At 36.1% G+C, this 17,260-nt stretch carries 15 protein-coding genes and 2 pseudogenes; 7 read left to right on the top strand and 10 right to left on the bottom strand.

Going from position 1 to position 17,260, the window contains the following annotated elements:
• Nucleotides 1–442: 442 nt before the first annotated feature.
• Nucleotides 443–1,579, bottom strand: coding sequence for a cysteine desulfurase family protein (locus AAGD74_RS05970; RefSeq protein WP_338482438.1), 1,137 nt, complete (start codon nt 1,577–1,579; stop codon nt 443–445).
• 155 nt (nt 1,580–1,734) lie between these two features.
• On the opposite strand from AAGD74_RS05970, the gene AAGD74_RS05965 reads away from it, so the two are divergent.
• The gene (locus AAGD74_RS05965; RefSeq protein ID WP_341810610.1) at nt 1,735–2,433 is read left to right on the top strand and encodes an alpha/beta hydrolase; all 699 of its coding nucleotides are present in this window, start codon (nt 1,735–1,737) and stop codon (nt 2,431–2,433) included.
• A gap of 238 nt (nt 2,434–2,671) precedes the next feature.
• Here the strand turns inward: AAGD74_RS05965 and AAGD74_RS05960 are convergent, their stop codons facing one another.
• Nucleotides 2,672–3,346, bottom strand: coding sequence for an ABC transporter ATP-binding protein (locus AAGD74_RS05960; RefSeq protein WP_077188294.1), 675 nt, complete (start codon nt 3,344–3,346; stop codon nt 2,672–2,674).
• A 194-nt stretch (nt 3,347–3,540) separates the two neighbouring features.
• Entirely contained in the window at nt 3,541–3,996 is a 456-nt protein-coding gene (locus AAGD74_RS05955; RefSeq protein ID WP_265040754.1) for a HesB/IscA family protein, read from the bottom strand.
• 47 nt (nt 3,997–4,043) lie between these two features.
• Between AAGD74_RS05955 and AAGD74_RS05950 the strand changes: the two genes are divergently transcribed.
• The 3 genes and pseudogenes from AAGD74_RS05950 (at nt 4,044) to tnpC (ending at nt 7,809) form a co-directional block, all read left to right on the top strand.
• Nucleotides 4,044–5,243 carry a deoxyguanosinetriphosphate triphosphohydrolase gene (locus AAGD74_RS05950; protein WP_341810609.1) on the top strand — a complete coding sequence of 400 codons (1,200 nt, stop codon included), beginning with the start codon at nt 4,044–4,046 and terminating at the stop codon, nt 5,241–5,243.
• On the top strand, nt 5,243–6,325 hold the full coding sequence (gene ribD / locus AAGD74_RS05945) for a bifunctional diaminohydroxyphosphoribosylaminopyrimidine deaminase/5-amino-6-(5-phosphoribosylamino)uracil reductase RibD (protein ID WP_338482442.1): 1,083 nt from the start codon (nt 5,243–5,245) through the stop codon (nt 6,323–6,325). The genes AAGD74_RS05950 and ribD overlap by 1 nt, the downstream gene beginning before the upstream one ends.
• Nucleotides 6,326–6,437: 112 nt before the next feature.
• Nucleotides 6,438–7,809: pseudogene (gene tnpC / locus AAGD74_RS05940) on the top strand (IS66 family transposase).
• Between the two features lie 143 nt (nt 7,810–7,952).
• Here the strand turns inward: tnpC and rpe are convergent.
• Together rpe and AAGD74_RS05930 are read right to left on the bottom strand one after the other, a co-directional pair.
• Complete coding sequence (gene rpe, locus AAGD74_RS05935) at nt 7,953–8,633, bottom strand: ribulose-phosphate 3-epimerase (protein WP_077188290.1); 681 nt, start codon at nt 8,631–8,633, stop codon at nt 7,953–7,955.
• A 102-nt stretch (nt 8,634–8,735) separates the two neighbouring features.
• Nucleotides 8,736–9,164 carry a zinc-ribbon domain-containing protein gene (locus AAGD74_RS05930; protein WP_236515113.1) on the bottom strand — a complete coding sequence of 143 codons (429 nt, stop codon included), beginning with the start codon at nt 9,162–9,164 and terminating at the stop codon, nt 8,736–8,738.
• 75 nt (nt 9,165–9,239) lie between these two features.
• On the opposite strand from AAGD74_RS05930, the gene dapD reads away from it, so the two are divergent.
• The gene (gene dapD / locus AAGD74_RS05925; protein ID WP_077188288.1) at nt 9,240–10,070 is read left to right on the top strand and encodes a 2,3,4,5-tetrahydropyridine-2,6-dicarboxylate N-succinyltransferase; all 831 of its coding nucleotides are present in this window, start codon (nt 9,240–9,242) and stop codon (nt 10,068–10,070) included.
• Nucleotides 10,071–10,076: 6 nt separating this feature from the next.
• Here the strand turns inward: dapD and AAGD74_RS05920 are convergent, their stop codons facing one another.
• On the bottom strand, nt 10,077–10,361 hold the full coding sequence (locus AAGD74_RS05920; protein ID WP_010962783.1) for a DUF2610 domain-containing protein: 285 nt from the start codon (nt 10,359–10,361) through the stop codon (nt 10,077–10,079).
• Complete coding sequence (locus AAGD74_RS05915) at nt 10,362–10,733, bottom strand: hypothetical protein (protein ID WP_077188297.1); 372 nt, start codon at nt 10,731–10,733, stop codon at nt 10,362–10,364.
• 101 nt (nt 10,734–10,834) lie between these two features.
• On the opposite strand from AAGD74_RS05915, the gene AAGD74_RS05910 reads away from it, so the two are divergent.
• A complete protein-coding gene (locus AAGD74_RS05910; protein ID WP_338482445.1) occupies nt 10,835–11,884 on the top strand; it encodes a class I SAM-dependent methyltransferase in 1,050 nt (349 codons plus the stop codon).
• A gap of 70 nt (nt 11,885–11,954) precedes the next feature.
• Here the strand turns inward: AAGD74_RS05910 and AAGD74_RS05905 are convergent.
• Nucleotides 11,955–12,787, bottom strand: a pseudogene (locus AAGD74_RS05905) (IS5 family transposase).
• A 71-nt stretch (nt 12,788–12,858) separates the two neighbouring features.
• Nucleotides 12,859–13,870, bottom strand: a protein-coding gene (locus AAGD74_RS05900; RefSeq protein ID WP_265029945.1) for an IS630 family transposase whose coding sequence is annotated in 2 segments (ribosomal slippage) — nt 12,859–13,407 and nt 13,409–13,870 — 1,011 coding nt in all. Because the reading frame shifts where the segments join, the coding sequence is not laid out codon by codon here.
• 98 nt (nt 13,871–13,968) lie between these two features.
• Here AAGD74_RS05900 and AAGD74_RS05895 point away from each other — a divergent pair.
• Nucleotides 13,969–14,801 (top strand): IS5-like element ISWpi1 family transposase gene (locus AAGD74_RS05895; RefSeq protein ID WP_341810592.1). Its coding sequence is split into 2 segments (ribosomal slippage): nt 13,969–14,338 and nt 14,338–14,801, totalling 834 coding nucleotides; the frame shifts between segments, so codons are not numbered across the junction.
• A gap of 376 nt (nt 14,802–15,177) precedes the next feature.
• Here AAGD74_RS05895 and AAGD74_RS05890 read toward each other — a convergent pair.
• Nucleotides 15,178–17,145: a porin gene (locus tag AAGD74_RS05890; RefSeq protein ID WP_338976770.1), complete on the bottom strand. Its 1,968-nt coding sequence runs from the start codon at nt 17,143–17,145 to the stop codon at nt 15,178–15,180.
• Nucleotides 17,146–17,260 lie beyond the last annotated feature (115 nt).

Genomic DNA, 17,260 nt, shown 5'->3' with positions numbered 1-17,260 from the left:
TATTTACTATGTACTAAAATATCGGCGTTTTTTTTATTCTAAAACGCTTGATTAAGAGCGATTTAGCTGCTTTTAACTTGCAACTAACCTACACCGCAAGTGTTTAAGAAATTTACTAAACAGGAAAAAAGGCAAAGAAACCCCGTAGTAGCTAGCATTCAAATTCTCCCTTGTCAATTTGACGTTTTTTGCTGTCTTAAACGCTTTGTAAGCGCGTTTCGGCTTATATAGGTAAAAACCTAAAAATTTTTAAAGACATGCGGTGCACGCAGTGCGAAAAATTAAACATGAGACGCCAAATACCCTAAGTTTTTTGTCATTAACCTGCACAGATTGCGAAGATAAATAAATAGCTTCACTGTTATGATAAGGGGGCTGGCGAAACTTGTAAAGGAATTTTTTACATCTAATTTATAGCTCCCTGCATGATATCACGTATTATCTATACCAAGGAGTTCTGCTTGTAGATATTATACCAACAATCCACTATTTTTTTTATGTCTTGTGGTTTAGTTTCTGGACCTATACTGATTCTAATTGAACACTCTGCTTGCTCTTTTGTTGCCCCCATTGCAAGCAAAACATGGGAAGGCTCAACTTTTCCAGAAGAACATGCGGAGCCATTACTAACTGCAATATGATTCAAGTCAAAATGCATAAGCTGCACATCACTCTTTACTCCTGGCATATAAATAAAACTTGTGTTTGGCAGCCTCTTAGAGTTTTTACCGAAGATTCTTATGTCACTGGCAAGATTTAATAATTCACACTCTAATTGATCACGTAGCTCCTTTACTTCATCCATTTTTGATAGAAGGTCTGGAATATTTTGCAGTGCAGCAGAAAGGCCTGCAATCGCAACAATATTTTCCGTACCACCACGAAATCCCTTCTCTTGTCCACCACCTATTATAATAGGTTCTATCGCAAGTTCTTTATTGAATATTAAAACTCCACTGCCTGCTACACCGCCAAATTTATGGGCGGATAAAGTGAGTAAATCCACTCCTAAATCTTCCACATTAACTTTAATTTTCCCAACACTTTGAGCAGTGTCAGTGTGGCAAATTGCTCCAAACTTGTGTACTATTTTAGCTATTTCCTCAATAGGTTGAATAACTCCGGTTTCGTTATTTGCCATCATAACTGAAACTATTGCTTTGTTTCCTTTAAGTTCGCTTAGAATTTTTTCTAGCTCTAAAAAGTCAACAATGCCCTCCTGATTAACAGGTATTATATATGGATTACATGCAGAATTAAGAATTGAAGGATGCTCTATAGCTGAAATTATATGCAGGTAGCCTGCTATTCCTCTCATAACAAGGTTATTCGCTTCAGTTGCACCAGACGTAAAAACTATTTCCTTATCACTTGAAACGCCAATAGCACCACGTACGTTATCTCTTGCATCCTGAAGAATCTTCCTCGCTTCTTGTCCTCTCTTATGTAGTGATGATGGATTGAGCGTTTGTTTTGACAAGACCTCAAATATACTTTTTTTTACATTTTCACTAATTGGAGCAGTTGCATTGTAATCAGCATATACGCAACCACTATTTTCTAAAGAGAATGGATTCATCTGTCACTTAAATAAGTTTACCATCAACTATAGCCATAACTATGTACGTTAGCTTTAACACGATAAAAAATTTATTGCAAAAACAGCGAAATTAATACATAATTAATAACTCACGTCATCAATACCTGTCAAGCAGGTTCTTATTAGGAGTTATCATGGTTGAAGTTTTTTTAAATAATGCAACAAGAAAGATAGAAGGTGAATACCACCAAAGCAAAGATGCCAACGCGCCGGTTGTGCTGGTTTTACATCATCATCCTCAATATGGTGGTAATATGGATAGTAAAATTGTACATAGTACATATACGTCTTTTATCGATAACAATTTTTCTGCATTGAAAATTAACTTTCGTGGTGTGGGAAAATCTACCGGAACTTTTGATAAGGGTATAGGAGAATTAACTGACGCTGCGGTAGCCATTGATTGGCTTCAGGAACATAATCCTAGCAATGTTCCAATTTGGATCGCTGGTTTTTCTTTTGGAGCATGGGTGGCTATGCAGCTAACAATGCGCCGCCCTGAGATAGTGGGTTTTATTGCTCTTTCTCTTCCGGTAACTAAGTACGATTTTTCTTTTCTTTCTCCCTGTCCAGTTTCTGGGCTTATAATACAAAGCAGTAATGATACAATCTCAGAAGAAAGCGATGTAACAGAATTAGCAAAAAGGTTGATAAATTCAGTAAGAAGTGATCACATGAAATACCATATAATGGATGATACTAATCACTTTCTAAAGGATAAAGAAGAGGAAGTGACTCAAATCGTGGACAATTATATAAAACTGCGCTTGAATGGTGCAACTATTTCTTTTCAAAAGGTCAAAAAAGAGGTAAGGGTAAAAGAATATGCCTAATCTTTACAAACAAGAGAAATGAGTGTAGTAATATAAATGAAAAGGTTTTGTTATGTTTAAAAAGCTGTTATTTTTTGTTTTAGCTGTGTTTATGTTATCGGGGTGTTCCCTAAGTAAACAGCGTAAGTTAAAAAGTCCGTGTATAAAAAGCAATGAAAGCATTTCATGCGAGTTGTACTCTGTTAATGATCATTGGTTAGATAAGTATAAGGCATAGAAATTATGCTATTTTTCCTATTCACAACTTCACTAATGATCGATCTCTCAATTGGAAAATGCAGTCTGCCTTTTCTGCAAGGAGATGATTGTGTGTTACTATAAGCATAGAGCTGTTATTTTCCTTTACGTATGAATGTAGCAGTAAAAACACGTTAAAAGAATTTGTTGGATCTAAGTTTCCTGTTGGCTCATCTGCAAGTAAAAGCTTTGGAGAATTTACAATGCTTCTTGCAATTGCAACTCTCTGCCTTTCCCCACCCGAAACTTCAGATACCATGCTACTTGCTTTGTTTTCCAGACCAAATTTTTCCAACATTGCTTGCGAATTTTTTTTTGCTTCAGCTTTGCTTTTTCCTGCAATGAGTTGAGGAAGCATAATATTTTCCAACACCGATAACTCTTGTAACAAATAGTGAAATTGATAAACAAAACTAAGAAAATTTCTTCTTACATGAGTTTTATGCTTATTACTGGCTTGTGTGCAATTTATTCCATCTATCGTAACTATACCTGAAGTTGGCTTATCCAATAAGCCTGCGATTTGCAATATAGTTGTTTTCCCTGCACCTGAATTGCCAATCAGCGCTACTACTTGCCCTCTTGTAACACTTAAGTTGATATCCTTTACAACAACAGAATTGTCCTTGAAGCTTTTATCTACAGAAGTTAGTTCTAGTGCTACATTACCACCCATGTTTAAAAGACCTATAACCATACAAATGTTGTGCTTGCATAGCAAATGATAGTGCATGACCAGTAAAAAAGAAATAGAAGAATAAACCTCAGTGTCAAGTATACAACTATATGAACGTTGTGACTTGAGAGCACCCTCCACCAGAGAAGAGTGTCATCCCAGTGCTTGACACTGGGATGACATCAAATTTTTGACTAAACTGAGAAGCTGTTGCCACAACCACACTGGGATTTAGCAAAGGCATTCTTTATTTGAAAACCAGAACCACTGAGATCCTCAGTATAATCTATAACTGAGTTATTTAAAAATTTTGCTGAACAATTATCAACCATTAATACAGGATTGCCATTTTCATCATTAATTACTATATCTTTACCTTTTTCGCTAAAACTGGAGTGGCTCCTATAGTCCTCGCTTTCTTCATCATCTTCATCTTCGTCATCAAACTCATCATCGTAATCATCGTCTTCATCATCCAAAGATAGATTTTTATTCATTTGATCCATAAGAAAATTGTATTTGAAGCCAGAACATCCACCACCTGAAACTGCAACCCGTAAAATGGAACTCTTATCCCCTTCCTGCTCTGCAAGAGAGTGGATTTTTTTTAGTGCATTATCAGTTAAGTTGATGTTGTAATTTGTTGACATAGTAACCACCGTTTATTATTGATAACTTATTATAGTAGAAATTTTACATGTCAAACAATAATTTTCTATTAAATTATGCATGTTTTCCAAGCAAAACAAAAGGGAGATACTTCAAAGAGCCAGAAGATGAGAATCGCAGCTGCTTTCAGCGTGATAGGGACCGTATCATTCACTCTAATGCGTTTAGAAAGTTGGAGTACAAAACACAAGTTTTTATCAATTATGAGCACGACTACTATCGCACTCGGCTTACTCATAGCCTTGAAGTTGCACAAATTGCAAGGTCCATTGCGCGTAGACTTGGCTTAAATGAGGATATCACTGAATGCATAGCGCTCGCACATGATCTTGGTCATCCTCCATTTGGTCATGCAGGTGAAGATGCTCTAAAGAAATCAGTTCAAGATTTGAATCTTGATAACGAGAAGTATGAGTTTGATCATAATGTTCAAGCTATAAGGATTTTAACTTATCTTGAACAAAAACATGCTGATTTTGATGGTATGAATCTAAGTTGGGAGGTGATTGAAGGAGTTGCAAAACATAACGTTCCCTTGCTTGGTCAAAACGCGGAGTCTTCTACAAGTAATCAGCTGTTATTAGAATACAACAAAAAATATGATCTAAAACTTGAAGAATTTTCAAGCATTGAAGCTCAAGTTGCTTCAATTGCCGATGATATTGCTTACAGTGTTCACGATCTTGATGATGCACTCAGGGCGAATTTAGTAACCATCGAAGATTTGCTGAATGTTCCTTTAATTGAAAAAATTTTTAAAGACATAAGGAGCAGATATTCAGAATTGCCTCAGAGCAAACTCATACATGAATCACTGAGTGGAACTATAGGAACTATGATAAGTGATGTTGTTTCTCAGACTGAAAGAAATATTGAAGATCACAAAATAAAAAGCGTAGAAGACGTAAGAAGTCTAAATAAAATGCTAGTCACATTTTCACCAGAAGTTGCGAATGCTACAAAAGAAATGAAAAGATTCAACATGGAGAAAATATACAGAAGCTATAAACTGAGTAGAACGATGAACAAAGCAAAACGCATAATACAGGAACTCTTTCAATGTTTTTATGAAAACCCAGGATTACTTCCCACAGAGTGGAGCAAACTCGCTTGTGAATCTCAGCGTTCAGTAATAATATGTGACTATATCTCAGGTATGACAGATAGATTTGCTATACACGAGCACAGAAGAATTTTTGATACCTCATACGAAATGACTTCTTTCTAATGACTGATGATCATTTCATGTCAATTGCATTAAGGCTTGCAGAAAAAAATCTTGGAAATGTTGCACCAAATCCTGCTGTCGGGTGTGTTATTGTAAAAGATGGTACAATTGTTAGTGAGGGATATACAGGGATTGGTGGGCGTCCGCATGCGGAGGTAGTCGCTTTGCAAAACGCTAAAGATTCAACTCATGGCGCAACTATATATATCACTCTTGAGCCATGTTGTCATCACGGAGTCACGGGGCCTTGCACTGCAAAAATCATAAAAGCTAGCATAAAAAGAGTAGTAATTGCAACTATTGACCCAGATAGTAGAGTTTCAGGCAGAGGCATGAAAGCTCTGAAAGAAGCAGGAATTGAAGTTGAGCAAGGTATTATGCAAAAAGAGGCAAAAGAACTGAATGTCGGTTTTTTCACCACTAAAGAATTACATAGACCATTTATAGCTTGCAAAGTCGCAACAACTCTTGACGGAAAAATCGCAACATTTACAGGCGATAGCAAATGGATAACAAGTGAAAATACGAGAAATTGGGTGCATGAGCTTAGAGCAAAATATGATGCAATTATGATTGGCAGCAATACTCTTATTAATGATGATCCACTCTTAACTTGCAGATTACCAGGACTTGGAAGTAGATCGCCAATAAGGCTAATTATAGATAGCCAAGGGAGATTAAAGGAAGAGCATAACATTGCAAAGACTGCAGACAAAGTAATAACTTGGGTCATCACAAATAAAGAAGTAGAGAAAAAAATAAAAAACATTAACTACTTAGTAGTTAATTCAAGCAACGCAGGTAAGGTTTGCCTAAAGGACATGGCATTAAAACTTGTTTCAGAAATTGGTATAACAAGATTATTAGTTGAAGGTGGAGGAGTGTTAATCACAGAACTATTAAAGTGTAATTTAATCGACAGGTTGATAATATGCCGCAGTGGTAAAATTTTAGGCAATGATGCCACTCCTTTTGTAGGAGATTTAGGGATTCAATTCATTAACAACTGTTATCAGTTTAAAAAAACAAAGATAATAGAGTTTGGTGAGGATATAGTTGAGGTTTGGGATAGGTCGTCATAATCCTTACATACTCAAACAGTAAAAAAAAGGTATCCGTTCAGCGGAGCGGTAAAATAAAAAGTAGACAAGGAGTGCTAAAAACATAATATCACAAGTAGTATGTGTGGTAAATATGTCTGATCTACTAGCTAGTCTTCTCAAGCTCTGTGAAAGCTTTAAAATAGAGATAGAGCAACTAAAAGCAGAGATAAAGAGGTTAGAGATAGAAAACGAAAATTTTAGATCTGAGAATAAGGCGCTAAGAATCGAAAATGCTGAATTGAAAGAAAGACTAGGTCTGAATTCACAAAATTCATCGATACCGAGCTCAAAAGAGTTATACAAGCTAAAGAAGAAAAAGAAAAAAAGTGACAGGAAAATAGGGGCACAGATTGGGCATGAAGGAAAGTATCGCCCTAAAATGGAAGCAGATGAAGTGGTGAAAATAGAGTTCTTGCGAGTGCGGAGGAGAAATTGCGATATCGAAAGAGCCATACATTCATCAAAAAGTTGATTTGCCAGAAATTAAGCCTTATGTTGTGGAATACCAATTACAGAATGGCCGCTGTTGCAAGTGTGGAAAAAGAAAAAGTAGCAGGCTACTAGAAGGTGTTACTGCGGATACATTTGGTCCAAAAGTTAAGTCAACAATCGCGGCGCTGAGCGGATTTTACAAGAACTCGAAAAGAGAAGTAGCAAATATTATAAAAAATATTTTCAACCTGGACATCAGTGTTGGTAGCGTGTCAAATAGCGAGGCTAGAGTTGCAGAAAAATGCCAAGAAGCATATGAGCAAATCGAGCAAGAAGTAAGTAAAAGTGAAGTTCTGCATATCGATGAAACGAGCCATTATAACAAAGGTAAACTTGGTTGGTGCTGGATGTTTGCCAGTAATACAGCAAGTTTTATAAAATTGACAGAGTCAAGAGGAATGAAGGTTTTACAAAATAGTAAGTTCTGCAATCGCAATAGCTTACGACAGGTACGCAGCATACAACTACTTTGCCGATAAGAACAGGCAAATCTGTTGGGCACATTTATCAAGAGATTTTGAAAGATTAGCACATAGTTGAAGTTAAAGTTCTGGGCTGTTACTTAAGAAACGTAGCCACTGAATTATTTGCACTAAAAAAGGCCTTGCTAAAAAATGAGATAGATGTTTTTAGATTTACCAGACGTGCCAGAAAATTGCGAAAACGTACAAGGTATTACTTGAAGCCGTTTACCTGAAGCAATTGGAGCTTCTCGAGTTGCAAAAAATATTTTGAAATCTGAAAGAATAATGTGGAATTTTTTAGATGACCCAGAAAACATTCCGCTGACAAACAACCATGCTGAACAGCAGATACGGCATTATGTCGTTTATCGCAAAAATTCATATTTTACCCAATCGAAGCGGGGAAATGCATTCCTTGAACGGATAATTTCATTATACTTGACATGGAAACAAAGGGGTCTCAATCCTTTCCAAAACCTCTTATCTATCATCTCTCACACCGCTTAGCTGAACGGATACAACCCAAGAAAGGTTTTTCTACGTCATACCGCCACGGTATCTCAGCATAGATTCCGCTAACGAGTAGCGGAATGACGAATTTGTTGTTTTTCAAATTGTAGGTAAACCTAAGCCACTTTAGCTATATAGGGTCACAACGATGGATTTTTAAGATCATTTACGGCCTTCTTAATATCTTCAGCCTTGAATATCGCCGATCCCGCAACTAAAATATCTGCACCTGCTTTTATTATATCAGCTGCGTTAAAAGAGTTAATTCCACCATCTACTGAAATTTGTGTTTTAAGGTTACGCTCTTGTATCATTTTTTTTATAGTAGATATCTTGTTCAACTGTGAATGAATAAATTCCTGCCCTCCAAAGCCAGGGTTGACTGTCATAATCAGCACAATATCTAGCTCATGTATTATATATTCAAGCACACTTGGGGAAGTTGAAGGAACAATTGAGACTCCAGCTTGAATCGGTTTTTTTGCGTCGTTTACATTTTTGTATGACTTTATCTTTCTTATCAACCTCTCAAGGTGTATCTCTGCTTCTGCATGTACAGTAATAATATCAGCACCAGCATTTATAAAGCTTTCAATGTGGTTACCAGGAGATTTGACCATTAAATGCACATCAAAAGGAAGATTGCTGTATTTACGTATTGCAGAGACAACGCTAGAACCAATTGTAATATTTGGAACGAAATTCCCATCCATAACGTCTATGTGTATGTAATCTACACCTAAATCGCTAATTTTTCTTACTTCTTCTCCTAATTTTGCAAAGTCTGCTGAAAGTATAGAAGGTGCAATTTTAATACTCATGAGCTGCCTTTTTTACTAAAAAATAACTTATTTTTAAACTCTGTCACCCTAAACACCATCTAAGTAGCTAGAGAAGCTGGATACCGATATCGGTATGCCTATTTAACTAGATCTTAAATTAGATAAAAAAAGGTAGTCTTGATAAAACTTATTTACAGCAAGTTTTTTTACATTTGGACTTTCTGTTTGTTCTTTTTTGTACCCTAATTTATAGCTTATTGAATCCTTGTATAAACTGATCGTTTTGTATGCTTTGTTCATCTCTCTAGGAAAGATGCCATTAGCAATTACAATGCATAACCCTGTAGCTGTTGCAAAAGCTAGAGTGGTAAATGCTAGATTTTGTAAAAAATTCCTTCCACTAACTTTTTTTTCCTGTATATTAGCAGAGTGCTGTTTGTTTGACACTTCTTCTAGATATTCATGCCATATGTGATTGCAGTGCGTACACTTTACCTTTCTTCCAGATGCACCAATTTGCTCGGGGGATACTAAGTAAGTTTTAGTACAACTATTACATTGTATTTTCATAGCACTTACATATAAAGTAGTAACAAGCTCAAATGATACAGAGCTACAAATTTAATATCAATATATATATAACAAATGGAAGGTTTGCAACTAAAAAAAACACAGAGTGAGATAGAAAATATTTGGAAAAATAGAGAAAAATTTAATGACTGTAATCTAAAGAAAACAGCAAGAATAGCAATTAAAGAGGTAATTGAGCTCCTTGATAGTGGCAAAATTAGAGTAGCAGAAAAGCTATCAAGTGGAGAATGGGTAGTACATAAGTGGATAAAGCAGGCAATATTATTACATTTTCTCACCGAAGAAAATAAAATAATAGATAATACTAATTGCTGGTTTGATAAGATCGGTAACAAGTTTAGTGAATGGAATGAGGAGAAATTTCGCCGGTTAAAAATTAGAGCAGTTCCTGGGTGTTTTGTTCGCCGATCTGCTTATATAGGTACAAATGTTGTTCTAATGCCAAGTTTTATCAACGTTGGTGCATATGTTGATTCAGGAACAATGATAGATACCTGGTCAACGATTGGTAGCTGTGCGCAAATAGGAAAAAACTGTCATATTTCCGGTGGAGTGGGAATAGGTGGAGTTCTTGAGCCTATTCAAGCTTCACCTGTCATTATAGAAGATAATTGCTTTATTGGAGCACGTAGCGAAGTGGCCGAGGGTGTGGTAGTGAGAGAAGGATCAGTCCTTGGCATAGGCGTGTTTATTGGGGCATCAACAAAGATTATTGATAGAGAAACTAGCAAGGTATTTTACGGCGAAGTGCCACCTTATTCTGTAGTGGTACCAGGGTCTATTCCATCTAAAAATAATATTTCAACCTATTGTGCAGTCATAGTAAAAAAAGTGGATGAAAAGACGAGATCGAAAATCTCTATAAATGAAATATTGAGGGATTAAACTATCTTACTCCTTGTCGTCACTTTTTTTATCATTATTACTAACCACAGTAATGGCATACGCGCATAACTCTGAGAAAGAGACTCCATTTTCTTGAGATAGTTTATATAATTTTTGTAGACTTTCTTTTACTTTATTAGGAATATTCCCTCCACGTTCTTTTACAAGCCAGGAATCTTGATGATGAATTGGATGAGCATCACTTTTTGGATTTCCTATGTATATTGCAAAAGGTGAACTTTGTCCTTTGAAGTCACATTGTACAGTAAATTTTTTTATAGATTCAGCCATCTAAAGACCTCTACTTTTCTTTTTGGTCGATTTTATAGCAGGTGGAAGAGGTGGTTTCTTTATAAAATCTTGTCTATTGACAACACTTTCTCTACCTTCCAAAGCTCGGCGAACATCAGCTCTGCTTAATTGCGACTCTTTTGCTACCTTCATTCCATGCTTTGCCATAATATTAGCATATGCTAGTACTTTTTTTACCAATGCTAGATCACCATCTAGCATTTGAACTAGCACTTGAAACACTTCCGCTAAAGTTAGCCCATCAGCATTTATAACCTTGTTTTCTATAAAATTGACAGCTTCTTCAAATTTGTATTCAATACTATCATCTTGAGCTATAAGGGCAACATAATCGGTGTTTTTGTCGTCCATAACTGAAGCACTATTACTCACAAACTTAAGTGTATACTATATATATAAATACTCTACTATTTTATATTATGGCACGCTATAGTTAAACATTTATTAATAACATGCTCACTTATATACACGAATTAATTGACAAAAGTCAAGGATCAATATCCATCAGTGATTTCATGAATGCCGTTTTGTACCATGAAAAATACGGCTATTATACAAGTAAATTACCGCTTGGTAAGGATGGTGATTTTACTACCGCACCTGAGATCAGCCAATTATTTGGTGAAGTAATTGCAGTTTGGATAATGCATACATGGGAAAAATTAGGAAAGCCATCAAAATTTTCTCTAGTTGAACTTGGGCCAGGCAAAGGAACACTCATTCACGATATAATAAGAGTCACTAAAAAATACAGCAGCTTTTTTAATTCGATGTTGATCCACTTAGTTGAAATAAGCCCTACTTTACGGAAGATACAAAAGGAAAAATTAAAAAGCTTAGATGTTAATTGGCACAAAAATATTGACAACCTACCAGAACAACCAACCATTTTTTTAGCAAATGAGTTCTTTGACGCTCTTCCGATAGATCAGTTTGTATATCATGATGAGGGGTGGTATGAAAATATGGTGACAAAACAAGATGATGGCAGTCTCTTGGTGTCATGCCAGTGCGTGACACTGGAATCCAGAAAAAAAGAATCATGGATTCCAGTGTCAGCTACTCAGATGACAAATGGAAAATTTTTTAATGGTGCAGTGGTGGAAATATGTTCAGTTGGGGTTGAAATATTAAAAAAACTTGAGAAGAAGATATATAATAATAAAGGAGCTGCTTTGATTGTAGATTACGGTTATGTATACCCCGCATATAAGAGCACTTTGCAATCGATAAAACAACATAAGTATGCTAATTTTCTTGAGAATGTTGGTAATAGTGATATTACCGCACTTGTGAACTTTCAAGCGTTAAGAGATTCATTAAAGCATGTAGATTGTGAGATTTTAACTCAAAGGGAATTTTTATATCTTTTTGGCATAAAAGAAAGAACCCAGGCTTTAATGAAAAGCGCAAGTGATGAACAAAAGAATAGGATCTTTAGTGCATTCTTAAGGTTGACTGAAAATATGGGCACTCTTTTTAAAGCAATGCTATTGATATAGCTAACCCAAGAAAGGTTTCCCTACGTCATACCGCCGCGATATCTCAGAGGTTGTCCGGAAACTAGTAAATTCAAGCATATTCCCTCTTTAACATAACCCTACTCATAGCTAGGTATATGAAATTCTCAGTGGATGTTGTGAGTAAATCATACTCCTTCGATAGCCTTCTATTCCTATTAACCCAAGCAAAAGTCCTTTCTACAACCCATCTTCTTGGCTGTACTTTAAACCCTTGTTCTCTTGTTGGTAGTAGCTCAGGTGGCGTATCTTTGTGCACCCAAAATCTACATGGAGGCCTTGTAACAATTTCAATATCTATGTCATATTCTTCCTTTATGTGATTCTTTAAATTTCTTCCTTGGTATCCCATGTCAGCCCACATTTTTTTAACTTTAGTATATTTTGTTCTCATATTGTTTAATGCTATTTTAATACCATCTCTATCATTTTCGTTAGCAGCGCCTACGTAACAACCTAGTATAAAACCCTGAGTGTCTGTAATTATATGCCTTTTTCTACCCTTTACTTTTTTACTTCCATCATAGCCTTTGATCCCCCCTTTTCTGTAGTCTTTACAGATTGACTATCTACTATACAGGCACTCGGCTGCTCATTCCTTCCTATTTTTCTTCTACTATATTTTGTAATTTCATAATTCATTTTCTCAAAAATTCCCTGCTTCTTCCATTGCCTGAACTGCTCATACACAGTCTTCCATAGCGGAAAATCATTTGGTAAATACCGCCATTGACACCCTGTACGCAATACATAGAAAATTGCTTCTAATATTTCTCTTTTGCTATACTTTGGCGGCCTTCCTCCTTTCTTGTATGATACTCTGAAGTGTTTTTCTATTCTTGCCCATTCCCTTTCGCTTAGATCTGTTGGATACTTTTTTCTCATCTTTACCCCGTACTAAAATTTCAGATATTATAGCCTTTTACTTGTTTCCGGACAACCTCTCATACCAATTCTCATTGTTGTCCAGTCAAATAGGAAACATTGCAGAGTTGTTTAGTTGTGGAGCTGGCAAGAGAAGTAATAAATTTGCACAAAGCACCCTCAAGTAGAGCAATTGTATCGTATATTTTATTGCGCAAAATGTTCTGTTTTATATATAACCAAAGCCTCTCAACAGGATTTAGCTCAGGTGAGTATGGAGGTAGGTATATAATGTCGATATTTTTAGGTACCTTTAAATTTTTTGACCTATGCCAACTAGCACAGTCCATAACGAGAAAAGCCTCTCGTGTTTCTAGATATTGCGAAATTTGCTCAAGAAATATGTTCATGCAATCAGTGTTGACATTTGGTGCAAATAAGCTAGAACTCTCTCCATTTCTAGGATTAACTGCACTATAGAGATAGAAATTTTGCCTACCTAATTTTGTTTTAACCTGTGTTCTAATCCCCTTTTTAAACCACCCATGTCCAACTTTTGAATGTGTGCCAAACCGTGATTCATCAAAGAAAAATAGCTCTTTTTCTGGATACTTGCTAATAGCTCCATTGAGATTTTTTTTTGAATTCCTCTTGTTTGCTTTTATCTTGTCCATTATGAACTGGTCTTGGTGTAATATATGAGAATTTCATCTTTTGCATATGGCGGTGTACTGTAGATTTGCTGATATTTAATCCGAACTTTTCCTGGATTCTTATTCTCATTTCTTTAATGGTGATATTAGGATTTTCTTCTATCCACTCTTCAATTTGCTGTAGTTGAGCCTGATTTAATTTAGTTTTTCTACGACGTTGTGAAGGAGCAAACAGTTTTTCTTCTCTGCCAATTTTCAAGAGTTTTACCCACGAAGTTAGTGCGCTTCTTGAAATGCAATATATTTTTGCTACAGCCGTTATACTGTACTTTTTTGCTGCAATTACAGCATTTAGTTTTTTTGAAACATATGCATTATTCCTTACTTTCTTCAGCATTTCTTTTGCTGATTCTACTACTTTTTCATCCAATAATTTTGATCTTAATGCCATTTAAACCTCGCTATTTTACTTACTTCAGTATGGCTTTTCTTCCATCATTGTCCATCTGTTTGCCCTGTAATGGGAATTGGTATTAGTACGGGGTAAAGATGAGAAAAAAGTATCCAACAGATCTAAGCGAAAGGGAATGGGCAAGAATAGAAAAACGCTTCAGAGTATCATACAAGAAAGGAGGAAGGCCGCCAAAGTATAGCAAAAGAGAAATATTAGAAGCAATTTTCTATGTATTGCGTACAGGGTGTCAATGGCGGTATTTACCAAATGATTTTCCGCTATGGAAGACTGTGTATGAGCAGTTCAGGCAATGGAAGAAGCAGGGAATTTTTGAGAAAATGAATTATGAAATTACAAAATATAGTAGAAGAAAAATAGGAAGGAATGAGCAGCCGAGTGCCTGTATAGTAGATAGTCAATCTGTAAAGACTACAGAAAAGGGGGGATCAAAGGCTATGATGGAAGTAAAAAAGTAAAGGGTAGAAAAAGGCATATAATTACAGACACTCAGGGTTTTATACTAGGTTGTTACGTAGGCGCTGCTAACGAAAATGATAGAGATGGTATTAAAATAGCATTAAACAATATGAGAACAAAATATACTAAAGTTAAAAAAATGTGGGCTGACATGGGATACCAAGGAAGAAATTTAAAGAATCACATAAAGGAAGAATATGACATAGATATTGAAATTGTTACAAGGCCTCCATGTAGATTTTGGGTGCACAAAGATACGCCACCTGAGCTACTACCAACAAGAGAACAAGGGTTTAAAGTACAGCCAAGAAGATGGGTTGTAGAAAGGACTTTTGCTTGGGTTAATAGGAATAGAAGGCTATCGAAGGAGTATGATTTACTCACAACATCCACTGAGAATTTCATATACCTAGCTATGAGTAGGGTTATGTTAAAGAGGGAATATGCTTGAATTTACTAGTTTCCGGACAACCTCTAAGTAGCCATAAAGCGTCATTCCGGTGACCATAGGGTGTCATTCCAGTGCTTGACACTGGAATCCAGGAAATTTTGCTTGTAAGTAAGCAAACTGATTTGGTGAGCATAAAAAGTGGCTGATCTTATGCTGAATAAACGCTTTTGATGAAGTTGCATGGAAAGCTGGATCCCAGTGTCAAGCACTGGGATGACATCCTTCTTGGTGGAGTGTCCTCAAATCACAATGTTCGTACAGTTGTGTGTCACGCACTGGGATGACAGGAGAGAGGACACCATATGTTTATTTGATCGACAAATAAACACTAACAGACAAGAATACACCACAGTTAACTGTGGTGTGTACTGGCTGGTTAGAAAGAAAACTTCACACCAGTAAGAAGGAGAATTCCTTGGTTAGAAGGTACATCAGCATCAGACTCATCTTTCAGCTTACCTGTTTCGTTAGTCATAAAATAATGGAGAGCTGCGTAAGGAACAAATTTGCTCTTACTGCATGCAGGAGACAGATCATATTGAACGCCAAGTGCACCATCATGAAGCATATCTTTGTCATTCATTCTGCTGCCAAAATACGTCAAACTTGTGTAGATATTCTCATGTTGATACCCAGCTCCTACAGTCCAATACATGGTATCTATACTATCTTTAACAAATTGAGCTTTCAGCCCTTCCACTCTTTTGCCATCAGTAGCATCTTTACTATCAATTTCCGTATAGGTATCACCAATTAATTTTTTAATACCCTTCGGTTGACCAGATTTGCCCAAGTATGCAAAAGAGGCAGCAAATTTTACGCCTTGATCTTCATTAATCTTATAATCAGCGCTTACACCCAAATTAACACCCATAAGGTCATTGTACTCTACATATTCATTATAAACATGCTTATCTTTATTTAGTTTTTTTGCTTGACCATACTCACCAACTGCAGAAGTTTTAACTTTTACATTATATTTATCAAAGTCATATTCATATGATGCACCAGCACTTACTATGTGCTCATAGTCTGGACCGACATGCCTTATCTTATCTTTTACCTTACCGTTTTTCTCTTCTTTTTCTTTCACAATAAACAAGCTACTATCATAACGAGGTGCATAACTGATGCCAAACCTTGCGCCCATATAATTTGGTGAGTAGTAAGCAACTCTAAATGGCAGTGTAGTCATAACGCCTTTGTTATATTTCCCTGCCATACGGAAAGAGAATTTTTCACTTTCACTCGAAAAACTTTCAGTGTAAAGACGTGGTGTTACATAAAATGGAAAGCTAGCAGCGCTTCCTTCTAAGTTCACTTTTCTGAACCAGTCACTATCTGCAGCTCCGTCAACAGTCGCAATTCTTGTTGCATCAAGCCTCATCAGAGCCTCAGGACCAAATTGGTAACCAAGCTTCACGTCACCATATTTTGAGTTAACAAACACATGCGCACTTCTGCCTTTTGCAGCATAAACACCCTGTGAAGCTCCCTTACCTTCGGTCACTGGGACATGAAACTGCACGTCAGCACCATAAAGAAGACCTAAATCTTCATTCTTATTTTCTGCTCTGAGGTGCAATATTGCATCAGCAATCATACCCATATCGTTGCTGTAATCACCAATATTTCCTATTCCTTCATAGAATATTGGATTTGCTCCTTTTGTTATATCTGGAGTGGCATTATAATACTCTGTAGATCTGTTTGGCATAACGTTATAACGTTTATAATCTGCGCCACTTGGTCCAGCTTTGCCATAACCTTGAGCATCAACAACACCACCAAAAGTTATTCTTAAATTACTTTGCCCTTGATTGGTATCGATAATATCAACTCCACCAACTGAAACAACAGGACTTGCCTTACCTTTTTCCTCTGTATTTTTGTTAATAACTTTTATATCCTTCTTTACATCTTTAGCTTCAACTTTAGCATTCTTAGTTTTAGAACGCTTAGTTTTTGAAACTTTACCTTTTTCTATATTAGAATTCTTAGCGTTTAGAGCTTTCGCTTTTGAATCCTCTATAAGCTTTGCTTTTTTCTCATTTGCTAGCCTGATCTCCTCTTTTTTCTTCTGCTCGGCTGCTAATCTCATCTCTTCCTTTTTCTTAAGCTCTTCAGCTTTTTTTCTTGGATCAGCATTACATATTCTGTCCATCTTTTCTTTCAGTTTTTTATTTGATGTTTTCATAACTTCTGTTTTTCCAGAAGTTTTTGTGCTCTCTTGCTTTTTTATTTCCTTCATACTCTCATCAGGAAAGTCAGCTGCAAAACTGCTGAAAGAACATAAAGTTAATAAAGAAACTAGAGCAGTTCTAGTATACATAGACTTTTTCATGAAGTGCCCCCAAAAAATTTCGAAATCATATCTTAAATGTAAATAGTATAAAAATGTTGAAAATTCAACTTAAAGCAACCTTATAACGAAAATAAAAGTAAAATGCAATACCTTA

Source organism: Wolbachia endosymbiont (group A) of Campoletis raptor, assembly GCF_964026755.1.
In the GTDB taxonomy this organism is placed as follows: domain Bacteria; phylum Pseudomonadota; class Alphaproteobacteria; order Rickettsiales; family Anaplasmataceae; genus Wolbachia; species Wolbachia pipientis.
This window is presented reverse-complemented; position numbering and strand designations above follow the sequence as displayed.